The 16,805-nt window shown below is 45.4% G+C and carries 15 protein-coding genes; 7 read left to right on the forward strand and 8 right to left on the reverse strand.

The features are described from left to right. Positions 1–71 precede the first annotated feature (71 nt). A complete protein-coding gene (locus tag C0Q44_RS11565) occupies positions 72–1,019 on the forward strand; it encodes an alpha/beta hydrolase (RefSeq protein ID WP_105407350.1) in 948 nt (315 codons plus the stop codon). Positions 1,020–1,087: 68 nt separating this feature from the next. On the opposite strand, the gene C0Q44_RS11570 is transcribed toward C0Q44_RS11565, so the two are convergent. Further along, positions 1,088–1,966 (reverse strand): PhzF family phenazine biosynthesis protein, encoded by an 879-nt coding sequence (locus tag C0Q44_RS11570; protein WP_105407351.1) that lies wholly within the window; start codon positions 1,964–1,966, stop codon positions 1,088–1,090. Positions 1,967–2,163: 197 nt separating this feature from the next. On the opposite strand from C0Q44_RS11570, the gene C0Q44_RS11575 reads away from it, so the two are divergent. After that, positions 2,164–3,090, forward strand: a complete 927-nt coding sequence (locus tag C0Q44_RS11575) for an NADP-dependent oxidoreductase (RefSeq protein WP_105407696.1) — start codon at positions 2,164–2,166, stop codon at positions 3,088–3,090. On the opposite strand, the gene C0Q44_RS11580 is transcribed toward C0Q44_RS11575, so the two are convergent. Together C0Q44_RS11580 and C0Q44_RS11585 are read right to left on the reverse strand one after the other, a co-directional pair. Further along, complete coding sequence (locus C0Q44_RS11580) at positions 3,074–3,709, reverse strand: type 1 glutamine amidotransferase family protein (RefSeq protein WP_105407352.1); 636 nt, start codon at positions 3,707–3,709, stop codon at positions 3,074–3,076. The genes C0Q44_RS11575 and C0Q44_RS11580 overlap by 17 nt on opposite strands. An 84-nt stretch (positions 3,710–3,793) precedes the next feature. Beyond that, the gene (locus tag C0Q44_RS11585) at positions 3,794–4,756 is read right to left on the reverse strand and encodes a helix-turn-helix transcriptional regulator (protein ID WP_105407353.1); all 963 of its coding nucleotides are present in this window, start codon (positions 4,754–4,756) and stop codon (positions 3,794–3,796) included. A 95-nt stretch (positions 4,757–4,851) separates the two neighbouring features. Between C0Q44_RS11585 and C0Q44_RS11590 the strand changes: the two genes are divergently transcribed. Next, positions 4,852–5,589 (forward strand): cyclase family protein, encoded by a 738-nt coding sequence (locus tag C0Q44_RS11590; protein WP_105407354.1) that lies wholly within the window; start codon positions 4,852–4,854, stop codon positions 5,587–5,589. Positions 5,590–5,751: 162 nt separating this feature from the next. Here C0Q44_RS11590 and C0Q44_RS11595 read toward each other — a convergent pair whose 3' ends face one another. Next, the gene (locus C0Q44_RS11595; protein WP_105407355.1) at positions 5,752–5,955 is read right to left on the reverse strand and encodes a hypothetical protein; all 204 of its coding nucleotides are present in this window, start codon (positions 5,953–5,955) and stop codon (positions 5,752–5,754) included. A 256-nt stretch (positions 5,956–6,211) separates the two neighbouring features. Between C0Q44_RS11595 and C0Q44_RS11600 the strand changes: the two genes are divergently transcribed. The 3 genes from C0Q44_RS11600 (at position 6,212) to C0Q44_RS11610 (ending at position 8,964) form a co-directional block, all read left to right on the forward strand. Continuing rightward, entirely contained in the window at positions 6,212–6,547 is a 336-nt protein-coding gene (locus C0Q44_RS11600) for a hypothetical protein (RefSeq protein ID WP_105407356.1), read from the forward strand. 571 nt (positions 6,548–7,118) lie between these two features. Next, positions 7,119–8,126 carry an ROK family protein gene (locus tag C0Q44_RS11605; RefSeq protein ID WP_105407357.1) on the forward strand — a complete coding sequence of 336 codons (1,008 nt, stop codon included), beginning with the start codon at positions 7,119–7,121 and terminating at the stop codon, positions 8,124–8,126. 196 nt (positions 8,127–8,322) lie between these two features. Then, positions 8,323–8,964: a sugar O-acetyltransferase gene (locus C0Q44_RS11610; protein ID WP_105407358.1), complete on the forward strand. Its 642-nt coding sequence runs from the start codon at positions 8,323–8,325 to the stop codon at positions 8,962–8,964. Between the two features lie 57 nt (positions 8,965–9,021). Here C0Q44_RS11610 and C0Q44_RS11615 read toward each other — a convergent pair whose 3' ends face one another. The 3 genes from C0Q44_RS11615 to C0Q44_RS11625 form a co-directional block, all read right to left on the reverse strand. Next, the gene (locus tag C0Q44_RS11615; RefSeq protein ID WP_105407359.1) at positions 9,022–10,842 is read right to left on the reverse strand and encodes an ABC transporter substrate-binding protein; all 1,821 of its coding nucleotides are present in this window, start codon (positions 10,840–10,842) and stop codon (positions 9,022–9,024) included. A gap of 131 nt (positions 10,843–10,973) precedes the next feature. Beyond that, positions 10,974–12,488 carry an ABC transporter permease gene (locus tag C0Q44_RS11620; protein WP_105407360.1) on the reverse strand — a complete coding sequence of 505 codons (1,515 nt, stop codon included), beginning with the start codon at positions 12,486–12,488 and terminating at the stop codon, positions 10,974–10,976. Between the two features lie 12 nt (positions 12,489–12,500). Continuing rightward, the gene (locus tag C0Q44_RS11625) at positions 12,501–13,943 is read right to left on the reverse strand and encodes an ABC transporter permease subunit (protein ID WP_258166252.1); all 1,443 of its coding nucleotides are present in this window, start codon (positions 13,941–13,943) and stop codon (positions 12,501–12,503) included. Between the two features lie 149 nt (positions 13,944–14,092). On the opposite strand from C0Q44_RS11625, the gene C0Q44_RS11630 reads away from it, so the two are divergent. Then, positions 14,093–15,844, forward strand: a complete 1,752-nt coding sequence (locus C0Q44_RS11630) for an ABC transporter ATP-binding protein (RefSeq protein ID WP_308737413.1) — start codon at positions 14,093–14,095, stop codon at positions 15,842–15,844. A 133-nt stretch (positions 15,845–15,977) separates the two neighbouring features. Here C0Q44_RS11630 and C0Q44_RS11635 read toward each other — a convergent pair whose 3' ends face one another. Continuing rightward, positions 15,978–16,757 carry a hypothetical protein gene (locus tag C0Q44_RS11635; RefSeq protein ID WP_105407363.1) on the reverse strand — a complete coding sequence of 260 codons (780 nt, stop codon included), beginning with the start codon at positions 16,755–16,757 and terminating at the stop codon, positions 15,978–15,980. Positions 16,758–16,805 lie beyond the last annotated feature (48 nt).

A 16,805-nucleotide genomic window follows, 5' to 3' on the forward strand; every position in this document is an offset into this window, starting at 1 on the left:
AAACGTGTTCTTAACGAAAAGTCGTACACAGTACGGCTTTTTTGGTATACAAAAAGAGGAGAATATATCGCATGAAGAAGAGTTTACCTTCCTATCAGACAACACATCTGTATTGGAAACAGTATCAGAACTTTTTCCCGGAAGAAGTGAGGGTGGGAGACGATTCAGCTCCAGAAGAAGAATGGTGGGAAGTGAATGGGGTTCATCTGCATATTGATCGCTTACCTGCGCCGGAGTCTTCAATCAAAATTCTGTTCATACATGGTGCGGGAGGTCATGGCAGATTGCTCGCTCCGTATGCCCGTATGTTACAGCGACATGGTTACGAGGTGGTATCGCCGGATCTTCCACCGTATGGGTTAAGTTACGCAATGTCTGGTACACGTATCAACTACGAACTATGGATAGAGCTACTTGTGTCACTCATCGAACGGGAATACGAGAAAAATGGCAAGCCGATCGTTGTATTGGGAAGCAGTATCGGGGGTATGCTTGCCTATCATACCAGTGCTCGCAGCAAGCATGTTAAGGGGTTGATCGCAACTACATTTGTAGACACCAGTAATCCGAAAATGCGCGATCAGCTTGCACCGAATCGTCTGGTGAGCCGGGTGGGTAAACGTATGATGGATATGTTCCCTGGTCTACTGGATCATGTACATATCTCGGTCAAACAGGTATCCCGGATGCAACTGATTACCAATAATCAGGACTTAACCCGGCTTATAATGAATGATCCACAAGCGGCCGCTACACGCATTCCTTTGGAATTATTAAGAACATTCCTGAATAAAGAGCCAGAGGTTAACCCGGAACAGTTCACCCAGTGTCCGGTCCTGCTGGTACATCCTGAACGGGACCCCATGACACCCCTCCGGTTCAGCCAACCTTTTTTTGATCGACTGAGGGGAGAAAAGGAATGCATCATTCTGGAGTGTGCAGGCCATTTTCCTATAGAACAGCCAGGACTGAACCAACTGGAGGCGGCAGTGTTACGATTTTTACAACAGATTCAATGATGACCAACAGCCTTGAAACTCATTCGTATAGATAGTTTCCATATCCTTCGTACGGACAACACCTCCCATTAAGGGAGGTGTATTTGAATGTTTTTGATATGAATTGCGCTACCGCCAACCTGAATCTGTGTGATTTCACTGGAATTGTCCACAGTTAACCTGGCTCGAATCTCTGAGGGCCGGTTCATGGTATACCCTTGTCTGATCGTATACGTGTGCTGATGAGGATCTGTAAGTTGCTTGTATTGATACAGATAACAGAGCAATGCACCATTAGATGTGCCCGTTGCACTCTCTTCCGGTATATCATAAAGCGGTGCAAAATTACGGCATTCTGCCAGAACGTCCTCAGCATCTGGTTGGAGTGTAAACACGTGGTAACCTATGACTTGATGTGCCTTACATATTTCAGTGATACGCTGGAAGTCAGGAACTATTTTGGTCAGAATATCAACATCTCTAACGGTAATCAGAATATCGGGTAGCCCGGTAGACACGATCTGTACAGGTAGTTCGGGATGCAAATCCTTCAGTGAAATACCTAATGAATCGGCAATCTGCTGTCTGTCCACGATCTCCCCAAACTCCGGCAACGTCTGAGACAGATAGACTTCACCATGGGCTTCAATAACAACCTCAAGGATTCCAGCCAGTGTCTCTATGGTATATGTACCAACTTCAACGAGCCGCTGGGTTTTCATTAGATAGAATAAAGCAATCGTGGCATGCCCACAGAGGTCGACTTCATCACTGGGGGTGAAGTAACGCACTTTGAAATCAGCCTGATCCGATGGCATAACAAAGGCTGTTTCTGAAAAACCGACTTGTCTCGCTATCTCTTGCATCTGGGGTTCAGACAAGTACGCTGCTTGTAAAACAACACCCGCAGGGTTACCGCCAAGAGTTTTGTCCGAAAATGAATGTAATGTACTTACTTCAACTTCCATATCGTTACCTCGCTTGTTCGGTTATTGGTTTAAGGTCTAACATAATCGATAATCGACATTATATCATGGTTCTTGAAATGGAATGTGAATGCCAACCTGCTAGGAATCCTTGAATGAATAGGTCAAGTGTTCACTGGGAAAGGGTAATGAAGGGAGAGAGAGCATAACGATAATCAATGGAAAGGCTGGGATCTCTAATGAAAGCAATTGTAATTGAGGAATTTGGTGGAGCGGAACAATTGAAGGAACGAGAAGTAGCCAAGCCGACTTGTGGAGTGAATCAGGTGCTAATTCGTACTCAAGCGACGTCGGTGAACCCCGTAGACTTCAAAATCAGACAAGGCCATATGAAAGAAGCAGCGGACAACTTTCCGTTGATTCTGGGCGGCGATGTTGCAGGTACGGTGGTCGAAGCTGGCCCCAATGTCACACGATTCAGAGAAGGTGATCGGGTATTTGCACGTCCGCGTCAATTCGGAACCTATGCAGAATATGTTGCTGTCGATGCAGATATTATTGCCCGTATACCGGAGAACCTGAGCTTCGAGGAAGCAGCGGCTATTCCCCTGGCTGCGATGACGGCCTGGCAGGCGCTTGTGGATCATGGACGATTAGCCAAAGGGCAGAAGGTACTCATTCATGCGGGTGCCGGTGGTGTGGGAACCTATGCGATTCAGATTGCCAAGTCCCTCGGCGCTGAAGTGGCTTCCACAGCGAGTGAATCGAACGAAGCATTGCTTCGCTCGTTGGGTGTGGATCATTTTATCAATTATAAAAAGGAAGATTTATCGGAGATTCTCTCCGGTTATGATGTTGTACTCGATACGATGGGCGGCGATATTCAGCGCGACAGCTTCAAGGTGTTGAGATCTGGTGGCCATCTGGTATCCCTGGTCGAACAACCGGATGAGAAGCTTGCCAAGGAGGCCGGAGTTACAGCCAACGTATTCATGATGGAGCCCAAAGGGGATCAACTGGATCAGTTAGCTGAACTGGCTGCGGAAGGCAAGCTCAAATCGATTATTGATGGAACATATCCGCTCACTCAACAAGGAGTGCGTGAGGCACATGAGAAGAGTGAAACCCATCATACTCGTGGGAAACTGGTTATTCAGGTGCAATAGAGTTCATTAACTCGTAGAAGTATGTTGGCTCTTGCGTCTGATACAGATTGTACCAGGCCTTTAATGTTTCTGGTGCAAAGACATCCAGCAACTTCAGTACATGCATCGTAAATTCTAACGGAGCTATTCCAGATGCAGTAACTACATTTCCAACGGTTACTGCTGGCTCCGTTTGATAATATGTCTCTCCAGTGTAATCTGGGCATATCATCTTCAAGTATCCTAAATCATTGCTTGTATGCTGTATGGAGTCCAACATCCCTATTTTTGCAAGTCCAACAGTGGCACCACAAATGGCAGCAATAACCGTACCTTTTTCTACAGAGGCAGCAACTTTTCTCAATAGAGGATCATGGATGGTGTCCAGCCAGGTGTTTCCTCCCGGAAGAATGATGACATCATTACTATTCAATTCACACGCATCAACAGAAATATGAGGAAGAATGTTCAATCCTCCCATCGTAGTTACCGGATGTTTATCTACGCCTACGGTTACGATCTGTAAAGGCTCGACCTCTTTTCTGAAATACCTTCCCGAGTTCAATTCAGCAGTTAAATACCCTATCTCCCAGTCTGACATTGTATCAAATACATATAGATATACGTTCTTCGTTTGCATCATACACACTCCTTTTGTTATTCATGATTGAATTACTCTCGTATTATATAAAAACTTCACTGACATCTACCGTCAGTGAAGTTTTTAAACTTGATAATAGTCAATAAGGTCATGTAGAACTTCAACCAGTGTGTGCTTCAAACGGTTGGGTTCTAGGACTTGAACAGATCTGCCATAAGGCAAAAGTAAGCTCGGGACGTACTTATGCATCTTTTCTTCATCTATTAAAAACATAGCACGCTCAGGAGTCCGTTCCTGGAGATGGTGTCTCATATACCAATGCCGGCATAGGCCATCCAGCGTGCTTGATTTACCCGTAAGAACTAGAGGAATAAATGCTTGCGGATTTTCTGCTTCTGGAAGCAGGCTATTCTTGAAAAATGTACTTGCCGAAAAAAGCGCCGGGCGGTTGAACGTTAATTCTGTTTGGTTCACATGATTGATGCGATCCACTCTAAAACTGCGAATTTCATTCCGAAAATGACAAAAAGCTATAACATACCAGTTCTGATTCCAATAGATCATTCCATAGGGGTCCACGATTCTATGCTTGAACTGCTCTTCATGACTTGTTTGGTAATCCATTTCTACTGACGATTCGTTTAGTACACTTTGCTCCAAAATTTTCAATATGGGCTCTATCGTTGGCGTTCCAAGGGAACCAATAACTTCAACGCCTTCGAAATGTTGCTTGAGCATGCTCTCCTGTTCTGGATTTGAGTGCATCATAAGCTTTGAAGTTGCGCTATTTAATGACTCTTCTAAAAAATACCCAGCTTCTTTTGCGAAAACAGCTGCATGAAGTAATGTCGTTTTCTCCTCTACATCTAGAAGAAGAGGACTTTTAATAAATTGATTTAACAGAGTATACCCGCCATGATGACCCGTATCGGAGATTATGGGTACACCACTGGCACAAAGTGCATCAATATAACGGTAAACCGTTCGTATATTGATTTCTAATTTTTCAGATAGTTGTTTTGCCGTAATTTTTCTGCCTGAATTCAGCATCCATAGAATGGCCAACATGTTATCTACTTTAGACATTAGTTTCACCTCAGAGATTACTTTATCATTTATTTTGTGTTGGAATACGATATAATAGGAGAAATTTATTCCATTCTGTGCATGAGGTGATCCGGATGTCCAACGAACTCATTCAAGCCATTCAATTATTGAAAGAAAAGAAGTGGGTGGATCTGACCCATACATTTGGTCCCGATTCCCCGCATTTTTCAGCTTTTGATGCGGCACAATTCGATACGCTGTTTGATCACGATCAAGGGTTCTTCGCCCAGAGCTTCAAATTTCCCGGTCAATACGGCACACATCTCGATGCACCGATTCACTTCGTCCGGGATACCCGATATCTGGATCAACTGGGTTTGAAGGAACTTGTACTCCCTCTTGTAGTTATGGATCAATCCGCCGAAGTGCAGAACAATCCAGATTTCACGCTGAATGTGGAGCACATTCTTGAATTTGAAAGAGAGCATGGGATTATTGAAGCGGGAAGCTTCGTAGCTTTGCGTACGGATTGGAGCAAACGATGGCCGAGGCATGAAGCATTTGATAACAAGGATGCGGAAGACAACAGTCATGCACCGGGATGGTCGGTTAGTGCACTCATGTTTTTATTTGAGGAAAGAAAGATCAAGGCCATTGGGCATGAAACCTTTGATACGGATTCAGCCGTAGATTATCAGAAGAATGGGGCGCTACTGGCAGAATATTATGTACTTGCTCAGGATACATATCAGGTTGAACTGTTAACGAATCTGGATCAGGTGCCGGCTAAAGGCGCGGTGATCTTCAACATTGTTCCCAAAGCGGAGAAAGCATCCGGTTTTCCAGTTCGATCCTTTGCCATTTTGCCATGAAACAGGTGAGCAAAGTCTATTGTAGATCATTCAAATGGTAATGAATTCTAAACGCTTCTCATATGTAAATAGCAAAGGAGGCATACACTGCCTCCTTTTTTAATTCAGCATTTTGGATCATTCGATGGCTATCGCTCACAGGATTTATGCACAATACCTATGTTATTGCTTTTGATCTGAATAAGGGTCCTGATTGAAGCGTTGTGAGATCTTTTTCTCTGTTTTCTTACGCCGTATCCAGCGCTTGAGCAGACCTTCTTCTTTACGTCCTTGCAGTGTTTCCTTCAAACCTTGAATCATAAATTCAGATCTTCGTCTGTCATCCCGACTAATCTCGCGTAATTCCTTAATGAATTTGTCGTCCATATCTGCCTCTCGCTCATTCAGTATTTTTCTATTATACCGAACACACGTTCTTTTATCAAGTTTTTCCATGTTGAATGATTTTCAAGATTTTAGTAGTGAAAAGAAGCACAGGCACGATGCGCTCCATGTGTAAGAATGGTACTAGATCTTAGGTAATATTCCTTCATGTATGTAGGAGGTTGAGAAATAGGTGAACGGGAGGAGCGGTGCTTGATGAAGCAAAGTATAGGCAGATTGTGGTTACTCGCAGTGATGCATGGAATCCTGGGGATTGGAACGTTCACCATTTCCCAGTTTTCTGATCCCGGGCATCATACTTCTGCTTGTTCTTGGTGTAATGCCTGTTCTGATTGGCATTTCGCTCTTGCGTCGTCATCATTGGGGGTTGGGTGAGAGATTGAATCTCTATCCTGATCGTTACTGGGCTTGGACGTTTTCCTTGTATACGGGGTTTGCTCTCATCATCTGGATTATGGTGCAGGTGTACTGGATACAGGATGTCTCCATCATTCATCTGGTCTATTTTGCATGGGGAGTGGGTATTCAGGTTGTGACCTTGTTGCCTGGTGTACAGCAAAGATACTCGAAATAACGCGTTTTGTAAGTTGAACAAATAGCTGCTACCAGGATCGTTGAATACTCTTGGTGGCAGCTATTTGCTGTTGGTTTCCGAGACTGAGGGGGAGCGGGCATATCATCTTGACAAAGAAGTGCCACCCTTGCATACTTATGATATATACTTTATAAAGTTTATTTATTAATGAAATAAATACCCATCATGAAGAGTTAAGCATACGTTGCGTGCTTTTCTCTTCTGTTGCGGCGTGGAAATGACGGTTGGATAGCAACAGGAAACAGGGGGGTGAGCATGGATGGTATACATCATTATGGCAATCATCATTTGGGTAGGGGCCTATGCAAGCATGGCTTTATCAAAAGAGCCGATGGAAGTGAAACCTGTAAAGTCGATGGATGATCTGTTTGAGTAAACTTATTATCATCTAAATCCGAATGTCTGAACAAAGTAACTCTTCCAGCTTCGATCCCTTGCCAGCACAATGGCACTCACGTGTTCAAGTGAGGTATTATGGTATGATATGCAGTGAAATTACATCCATACCATTGCTTTGGTTCAATTGAACCAGAGGAGAAACGAGAGGTTTATGAAAAAAGCCAACGCTACAATGATGAAACACATCAATTTGAATAATGTGCGTGAAGTCATGCAGCAGATTGAGACGGCGACCAAACCGCAATTAGCTTCACTAACCAATCTTAGTGTTGTAACCATCAATGCGCTGATCCAGGAATTATGTGATGGCGGAGAGCTGTTTCAGGATAAAGTTGTTCCGTCCAACGGCGGTCGTCCTGCTCAGGCATATCGGTATAATTATAACTTCAAGCTTGCTTTGGTTCTCTACATTAAAGAGATGAAAGGTCAAGAGTTGATCTCGGTAGCGGTCATGAATCTGGAGAACGAGGTTGTGTTGAAGGAAGAGAGCATCTTGCCTGCTTTCGATAAACAACATGTGTTGCAACTTATCGAGCGTTTCATTACAGCGTATCCCTCTATTCATATGATTGGTATCGGTATTCCGGGGCAGGCCGTGGACGGAGACATCACGGTGAGCAGTCATGAGGAACTTATCCATTCACATCTGATTCGGGAGATCGAGAGCGAGTTCCGACTGAAAGTGCTCGTGGAGAATGATGTTAATGCAGCGATTAGCGGATACTGTACACAACATGCTGATATGAAGGAACAGAATGTGGCAGGAATTTATTTTCCGAATCGATATCCGCCGGGTATGGGCATGATGTTGAACGGACAGATGATTCGCGGGAAAAACGGGATGTTCGGTGAGATCAAGTATCTTCCATACTCTCCTGATTGGAAACGTGAAATGAGCAAGGATGACTTTGTAAGGCATGTATGTCAGATCCTGCAAACCATTAATGCCGTCGTTGCCCCGCACCAGATTGTGATTTATCAGGAACGGGTGGAGAGAGAAGAGCTGGATTTGGCGTGGAAACAGTACGGAAAGGACCACCCCATGCCGTCGTTACCCGAGATCGTACATCAGGAGTCGTTTCAACATGATTTCGATGCAGGATTAAGAGGAATGGTTCTTCAGGCGTTGAAGTCAGGTATTCTCTCGGATGCCTTATGATCCACAGGACATGTTCTGTGGATTTTATTTACCTTGCAGAAACCCGAATGTTTCGCCCATAAATCAGTATTGACATGGAACCATATAGTTTCTAAAGATTGAGGAATTTATCCCAAATTCAACGACGAAAACGGCGTATTCCGTACCATTTAATCTATGATAGATTTGCAGGAACAAGCATAGAGGAGGAGTCATGATGCGTGAGGAAGAAAGAATCATGAAGGGAATTCTGTTTAGTCCAGGTGATCCTGAATTGAAGAAAATGAAACGTAATGCGCATAACCTCAGTCAGCAATATAGTCAGACCTATGAAGATCAGACGGAGGAAAGGCAGCAGATATTACAACAATTGGTAGGAAATTTAGGTGAGGGCGGATTCATGCAAGGGCCCATCTTTTTTCATTATGGTGTGCATACCCGGATAGGTGATCACTTCTTCGGTAATTACAACCTTACGATACAAGACGACGCTCAAGTGACGATCGGGGACTATACCAGTTTTGGCCCCAACGTTACAATTGTTACCCCCATTCACCCGATGATTGCCCGTGAGCGGAGACAGATGGTGGACCGGAATGGTGAAGTGAAGTCACTCTGTTATGCCAAACCTGTCACGATTGGAAACGATGTATGGATCTCGGCAAACGTCACGGTGTGCGGGGGTGTTACGATTGGAGACGGATGTGTAATTGGAGCTGGTAGCGTGGTCACTCGTGACATTCCACCGCATTCTTTTGCAGCAGGCGTGCCGTGCAGAGTGATCCGCAAAATTACTGAAGCAGACAGCATGCGAAATTACCCCGATGTTCTGGCAGATTGCCGTGTGCTGGAAGAATAAAAAGGCTGTCACCAGGATCAGGAGATGATCCGGTGACGGCCTTTTGTTGTCAGGTGTTTATTTGGAGGCGTTATAGTTACTCAAGAATTCTTTTACTTTTGCAGGATCAGCTTTCAATTCATTCCCGGTCTGAACGAGCGGGCTTACTGTGGAGTATGCTTTGAGCTTGTTGTTCTTGTAGAACTGCAAAATCTCATCCTGATTAATGGAGTACAGCACGGCTTTTCTCAAATCACTGCTCTTGGCAACTTCACGGTTGGCCGTGTTAAACAACAGGTAGGAAACTGCATTGCTTGGAATGCTTTGCAGGTGCAATTTACTGTCGTTTTCAATGATGTCATATTTGGTCTCAGGTACTCCATAGTACAGGTGAACCTCACTGCTACGAAGCGCAGACAGGGCACTGTCTGCACCCGCAATGAAGCGCACATTCACTTGAGCGATTTTCGGTGCATCATCGGAACCTTTGCGGTATCCCGGATTTTGCAAGAATACACCTTCATAATCGTTTTTGTAAGAAAGAATGTAAGGGCCGCTGGCGTACAGGGTATTGTTATAGCTTGCGCCTTCAGTCACCGTGTTCTGATCTCCGTATGGGATATCTTTATTGACATCAAAGGAAGCTACATCATATGTGTTGATGCTCTCCACCTGTTTTTTGGACACAATGCCAGCAGATTGGTGAGCCAGGTAGTTCAATACTTGCGGGAAAGGCTCAGTCGTTGTCAGTTTAACAACCTGATATTTACCTGCACCGTTATCGGCTTGGTTCTTGTCCGTTACGAGTTCGGTAATGTTGCTATCCAATCCTTGTTGCAATGCTTCCAGAATGGTACCGTTGCCACCGGATTGCTTGACAGATTCCAGAGCGCTCAGATCCGTTACAAGTTCAGCTTGTTTGATGTGCTCATGCAGACTGTATGTGCGATGATCCGGAACGGAATCTTTGTTTTTGGCCCGATCCAGCGAGAAGATTACATCATCCGCGCCTACACGTTCTCCCGTATCAACCGCTTTTTTGTTCTCAATCTTCGCAAAGTTAATGTCGTCACGCAGAACGAAGTAGTACTCTGAATTCCCATCGGCGATGCTAAAATTACGGGAGAGTGATCCATCCGGTGTCAGCTGATCATCATCCGTCAGGTTCACGAGACGCACATACATATTGGTATTCAATTGGTTGATGGAACCGTCATTACCTTTGATCGGATCAAGGGAAGTGAGAACGGATGCAGCTTGTGTAAGAATCAACGGATCTTTGGCATTTTTGGAGCTGTCCTTGAATTCAATGGGTTCCCATGCCATAGCACGGGATTTGGACAGACGAACGGTATCGACATTCAGAATGTCTTTGTTCACAGCCTGACTCTTTAGGGAGATGTAGAGTGGTGCGATATAGGCTTGATCGGTTACGAGACGATCTTCCAATTGTTTGTACGTGTCCTTGTATTCATCGGGTGTCTGGGTTGCTGCCTGATCGATCAGTTTATCGATCTCACCATCGGCAAGAATGCTGTAATCTCCGCCTGTTTTGAAAAGGGAGCGAACAGCATAATCCGGATTTCCCGTGACTGTTGTCCAGCTGGACAAGGAAATATCGTAATTTCCTGCATCCTGCTGGGATTTGAAGCTGCCGTAATCCGGCTGTAAGTTCAGCTTCACATTGAAGCCGTTCTTGGTCAGTTGGTCCCGGATAATGTTGACATCATTTTCGGAAGAACTCATGGCGAGCAATTCAATGTCTGCGGATTGTTGAGCAGTCTCAGCTGTATCCCCAGGTGTGGTCTCCGCTTGGGATTCCGTCTTGGTTTTCACACTGCATCCGGAGATCACAATGACGAGAATCAATAGTAGGGAAATCAACGTACTTTTTTTCATGAGGTTACCTCCAGATCGATTTGTATTGAGATGATGAGTTATAACCTGAACATAGGACTTTACACGTGATCACTACGATGGTGGAATCACCTTCTGATCGCTTTTTTGCTGTGTTTTGCTGTGAGGAGTCTTTAAGCTTTTTCCAACTTGGGATCAAGCGCATCACGCAGACCGTCACCGAGAAAGTTGAATGAAAGTACGAGCAGAATAATCGCCAGACCTGGATAAATCGCCAGATACGAATGGGTTTCCAGATATGTACTGCCGAGCTTCAGAATATTGCCCCATTCCGGTATATGTGGTTCTACACCGAGACCCAGATAACTCAAGCTGCTGGTCGCGATAACGGCTCCACCGATGGTGAGTGTGGATTTGATAATCATGGGCGCGAGTGAGTTGGGAATAATGTGTTTGAAAATAATGGAACGATTGTTGTACCCGAGTGCACGCGCAGCTTCAACAAATTCAAATGTGGATACATAGAGGACGCTGGCTCTCATCGTTCGCGCATAGGTTGGAATTGAACCCAGGCTGAGCGCCAGAATGAGATTCACTGTATTGGCTCCGAACGCCGCAATAATCGCAATGGCGAGCAGAATTCCAGGTATCGCATAGAGAATATCGAGTAACCGCATGATGATGTTATCGGTATGCCTCCCGTAAAATCCGGAGAATGCACCAAGGGTGCCACCGATGAACACCGGGATGACGGTTGACATGAATCCTACAATCAAGGAAATCCGGGCACCGAATACAATTCGGGAAAACAGACATCGTCCGAAATCATCCGTTCCCAAGGGATAAGCAAGGGAAGGGGACTGAAGTAATGCAGCATAGTTGTTTTCCACTGCCATGCTGTAGTCAAAGGTAAAGAAACTGCAGATGGAGATCGAGAACAGGAAAATGATAAAAAACATGCCGGACATTGCAGTCATATTCGGAGCAAGACGCTCCCACAGGTCATTCCAGAAATTCGATTTTTGTTTATATTGTCTTCGAATGCGTCCAATGATAGAAATGCCGAGCAGCAATGCGAATACATTCCCGGTGACCGAGGTCAGGATCAGCACGACACTGACGCCTATCATCCATCGTGGGAGGGTAGAAGACGCATTATATCGAGATATGATAACCAGCACGATCAGGTCAATGACCAGGATAAATATCAGTCCCGTCATAGCGGGCAGAAAATTGTCAGCCACGTAGGGCTTGAAGATATTCAAAGCCGATGCACCGATCACGAATAGCTGGGTTAGCAGCATATACACCGCAAATGTATACTCCACGTTCTTTCCTTTTCGGATGAGATGGAAGGCTGCGATGACGATAAATATATTGCCAGACACGATAGCAAGCAGCTGAATCCATGCCAACCTGCGAGTCAGGAACGAGACCGAACCATGCCGGATCAAGTCGCGCCGTATTCGAATCGTGAGCACACTTTGCACCAGGGTGAAGAATAAATAGATTCCAGAAACAGTAAGCAGAAATGGTTTGAATACCTGCTCGCTCCAGTCGTAACTGTTCAGCAGCAAGAGTGTGGTCAAGAGAAGAGAAGTGACCCAGGCAAAGCTGGCTTGACTGTATTCACGTGAAGACTTGAGACGGAAACGCATTTCTTGTGTTAAGGAGCCTGATTTTGTCATAGTACACCTGCTTTAATATTGTTTCATCTTGGAACGCACTCTTGGATCAACAAAGGCGTACAGCAGATCTACGACCACATTAATAATGGAGATGGTGATTGCAGTGTAGATCACTCCGCCCATGATACTCGGAATATCGGGGATGAATTGCTTATCCACAATGTAGCTGCCGAGACCACTGATATTAAATACTTTCTCCGTTACCGCTGCCCCGCCCAACATGGCTCCAAATTGAAGGCCAATCACAGTTACAATGGGAATCAATGCATTGCGTACAGCGTGTTTCAGCATGACATGTCGTTCGCTTAACCCTTTGGCGCGTGCAGTCATCACGTAATCCTCATGAATGACTTCCAGTGTCGAAGACCGGGTCATCCGGGCTACCGCAGCCGTGAGTCCTGTACCCAGTACAATGGTGGGCATAATGATTGATAGCCAGTTCTGCGGGTTAAAGGTGGCCGGAAGCCACTGCATTTTGATTGAGAAATTCAGAATGAATATAAGTCCTTGCCAGAAATTCGGGATCGATAATCCAATCAGAGCAATAAACATGAACGTGTAATCGAACCATGAGTTAGGCTTAATTGCTGATATAATACCTATGGGTAATGCAATGACAAGTGCAAGCAGCAGGGAGATGACCGCCAGGGTCAATGTAATTGGAAATTTCCTTGCGATCGTTGCCGTGACATCTTCATTTCCTGCAAAAGACTTACCGAGATCAAACAGGGCAACGCCCTTAATGTTGTTCCAAAGCTGTGTAAGATAAGGCTGATCCAGGCCGTACACATGATTGAATGCTGCAATCTGTTCCTTTGTCGCCGTCTCGCCAAGAATATTCGCTGCCGGATTGAACGGAGACAGATACAAGATGGTGAATACAAGTGTAGCTACACCCAGAATGACAAATAGCGTCATGAGTATTCTTTCGAATATGTACTTTAGATAAGGGTTGCCATACAGGAACAGGATAGCGTACATCAGACATCCCGGAATAATGGATAAGGCGAAAAACCATGGTTTATCCATAAGCCAACGGAACGTATCGTCCATGGTCAGTCGGTGACTGCCCTGTTCCTGAAGTTTGCGAGAAGTCCGCTCCTGTAACTCTTGTTGAAACGTCTCTTCGAGCCATTTCTCAGCCTGACGATTGAATTCTGCCTCACTGACCTGTTGCTGAAAGAAGCGGTGCTTGCGCCGCAACTGTTCTTCCACTTCCAGTTGAAGGTTGCTTCGATAGGAGGAACCGAGCATCTCTTGTTCTGCCGCCTGCCTGGCAACTGTCCAGCCGTCCTTTTTTCGATTCGATCGCCAGAACCAATATACGACCAGATTAATCGGTAATCCCAGTATAAAAAGAACATATCGATAAGAAGGGTGAAGCAGCATTTTGCCATAAATAAAACTTAAATAGTACCCCAACCGTGAGATTCTGCTGCCTTCTGCCAAATTCAAACCAAGCGTACCTCCTTTCATTCAGGTTTAAATTGCATTATTCCGATTGATATAGTATATATTATTTAGGGTCCAAACAATTGTCAAGGTATGGAATTACAATTATACATATGAGTGCATGCAAAATACGGATGAGAGCTGGTGAACCGATGGAGCCTATGCTGAAAGTGAATGATCTCTCGGTCTCTTTTTTTGCTGGAGAGCGTGAGTTTCAGGCGGTACGGGAAGTGAGCTTTGAGGTGCGGAAAGGCGAGACACTTGGCATCGTTGGGGAATCAGGCAGTGGGAAGAGTGTAACAGCACGTTCCATTATGCGACTGCTCGCCTCCCCTCCTTCACAGATGAAAAAGGGAGAGATTTTGTTCAAAGGTGTCGATCTTGCGAACAAAACACAAAAAGAGATGGAGAGCATTCGCGGACGTGATATCGGTATGATCTTCCAGGACCCGATGAGCTCGCTTAATCCGACCATTAAAGTGGGTAAACAAATCTCCGAAAGTCTCATTAAACATCAGAAGTTGTCACGAAGAGAAGCGAAGAAGCAGGCCATCGCGATGATGGAACGGGTTGGGATCAATCAAAGCGAGATTCGGTACAATCAATATCCGCACGAGTTCTCGGGAGGCATGCGCCAGCGGGTTATGATTGGTATTGCTCTTGCTTGTCGTCCCGAATTGCTCATTGCCGATGAGCCGACAACTGCACTGGATGTGACAATTCAGGCTCAGATTCTTGACCTGATGAAAGATATGCAGGATCAGCTGGGCACATCGATTATTCTGATTACACATGATCTGGGCGTGGTGGCAGGCATGTGCGACCGGGTAGTCGTCATGAAGGATGGGCAGATTGTGGAGACCGGGACAACGACAGAGATTTTTGCTAACCCCAAACATCCATATACGGTCAGACTTCTGAATGCCTTACCACGTCTGGATGAGAAGAAGAAACCTAAACTTGAATCTTTGGTTCCAAGAGATCTGGAGAATGATCAGCCGCTACTTGAGGTGAAGTCACTCAGACAGCATTTTAATCTGGGTAAGGGGAATACCTTAAAGGCCGTGAATGATATCAGTTTTCATATTCGTCAAGGAGAGACACTTGGGGTTGTGGGGGAGTCGGGCAGCGGTAAATCAACCACGGGGCGTGCCATTTTGCGTTTGCATGAGCCGACCGGCGGAGATGTGCTGTTCAAGGGAGTCCCACTTCAGCGTCTGTCTGCTTCGGAGATGAAGACGATGCGTAGACATATGCAGATTATTTTCCAGGACCCCTATGCATCGTTGAATCCCAAAATGAGAATTATGGATATCATTGGTGAAGCGCTTGATATCCATCAGCTTGCGGGCAGTGCAACTCAACGGGAGAAGCGGGTGGAAGAATTGCTGGAGATGGTGGGACTTGATCCAATGCATGCGCAACGTTATCCACATGAATTCTCGGGCGGACAGAGACAGCGGATTGGCATTGCACGAGCACTGGCTGTAGAACCTGAATTCATCGTATGTGACGAGCCTTTATCTGCACTGGATGTATCCATTCAGGCGCAGATTGTGCAATTGCTTGAGGACTTGCAGCAGCGACTCGGCTTAACCTATCTCTTCATCGCACATGACTTGTCCATGGTCAAGCACATCAGTGATCGGGTAGCTGTCATGTATAACGGCAAAATTGTGGAGCTGGCGGAAAGTGAAGAACTGTATTCCAATCCACAACATGCTTACACCAAGGCGTTGCTATCGGCCATACCTGTTCCCGACCCGGCGGTGGAAGCGAAGAGGAAACGACATGTTGTGAACGATGCCGGAAGAGATGTAACAGAGGCAGCCGATCGTTACAATCTGGAGAATTCCAGCTGGGTTGAAGTCAAAGAGGGGCACTGGGTAGCCATATCTGGATAGGTTATATCCATGTCCAACCATGTCCACACATGTCTACACAAAAGAACCCCGACAACGATCATTGCAGATCGGTTGCCGGGGTTCTTTCCTATGCACTTTTGGCACTGGCTATCATGGTAACCATCCAGGATGGTTATTTTAATTGAACTGATTTCTTGATGGTATCGATTTCGGCTTTGGTCTCATCACCCAGATACGTGAAGATGAAGTTGAAAGCATAACCTTCAATGATTGAACTGTAGTAGTCCTGAGTAATGGTTGTTCCGTCACCTGCATCCATCGTGATTTGCATCAAGTCCATCTTTTTGCCACCAATGGTTTCCGTTGTCATTTCTTTATAATCGTAAGGGAACTGGCTATCCTCCATGAATTTCTTGGTTGCTTTGAGGTAGTCTTTGCCTGTACGAATGCCTTGCAATAAGCTTACTTTCTCAGCAATCGCCATTGCGGAAGGACCAATTTGACCTCCGTCTAATGGATACTTTGAAGCCATAAGCAGATTCAATGTTTTAGTCTGGGACAGTTCAATCTGTTTTTTCTTCGTTTCATCATCACCGGCAATCGCTTCGGAGGAAGCGTTTGTCAGCTCATTCATGCCTGCAGCATCCTGGAACTCCCATGCTTCCGGGAATTTCAGTGATACGCCGAAATAGTCATTGGTATAAGAACCTTTTTCCGTATTTCCCAGCTCAACGTCTTTTGTATTATCGGTTCCTTTGTCCTCTGCGTTGGCTGGCTCCGTGTTCTCTGTATCTTCCGTGTTGGTCGTTTCGGAATCTGTGCCGGCAGTTGTTTCTGTTCCAGTGGAATCATCAGTGGTGGCTGTGTTATCTGCCTTGTCACCGCAAGCGGCTGCAACCAGCATAATCATAATGAGCATTGCGAATAAAGAAGCTTTTTTTGGAATTGTCATAATACCCTCCTGAAATGTGTGTGTGTTTCTCTCTCTACATGTTGCGTA

The organism is Paenibacillus sp. PCH8 (assembly GCF_002968835.1).
Lineage (GTDB): Bacteria > Bacillota > Bacilli > Paenibacillales > Paenibacillaceae > Paenibacillus.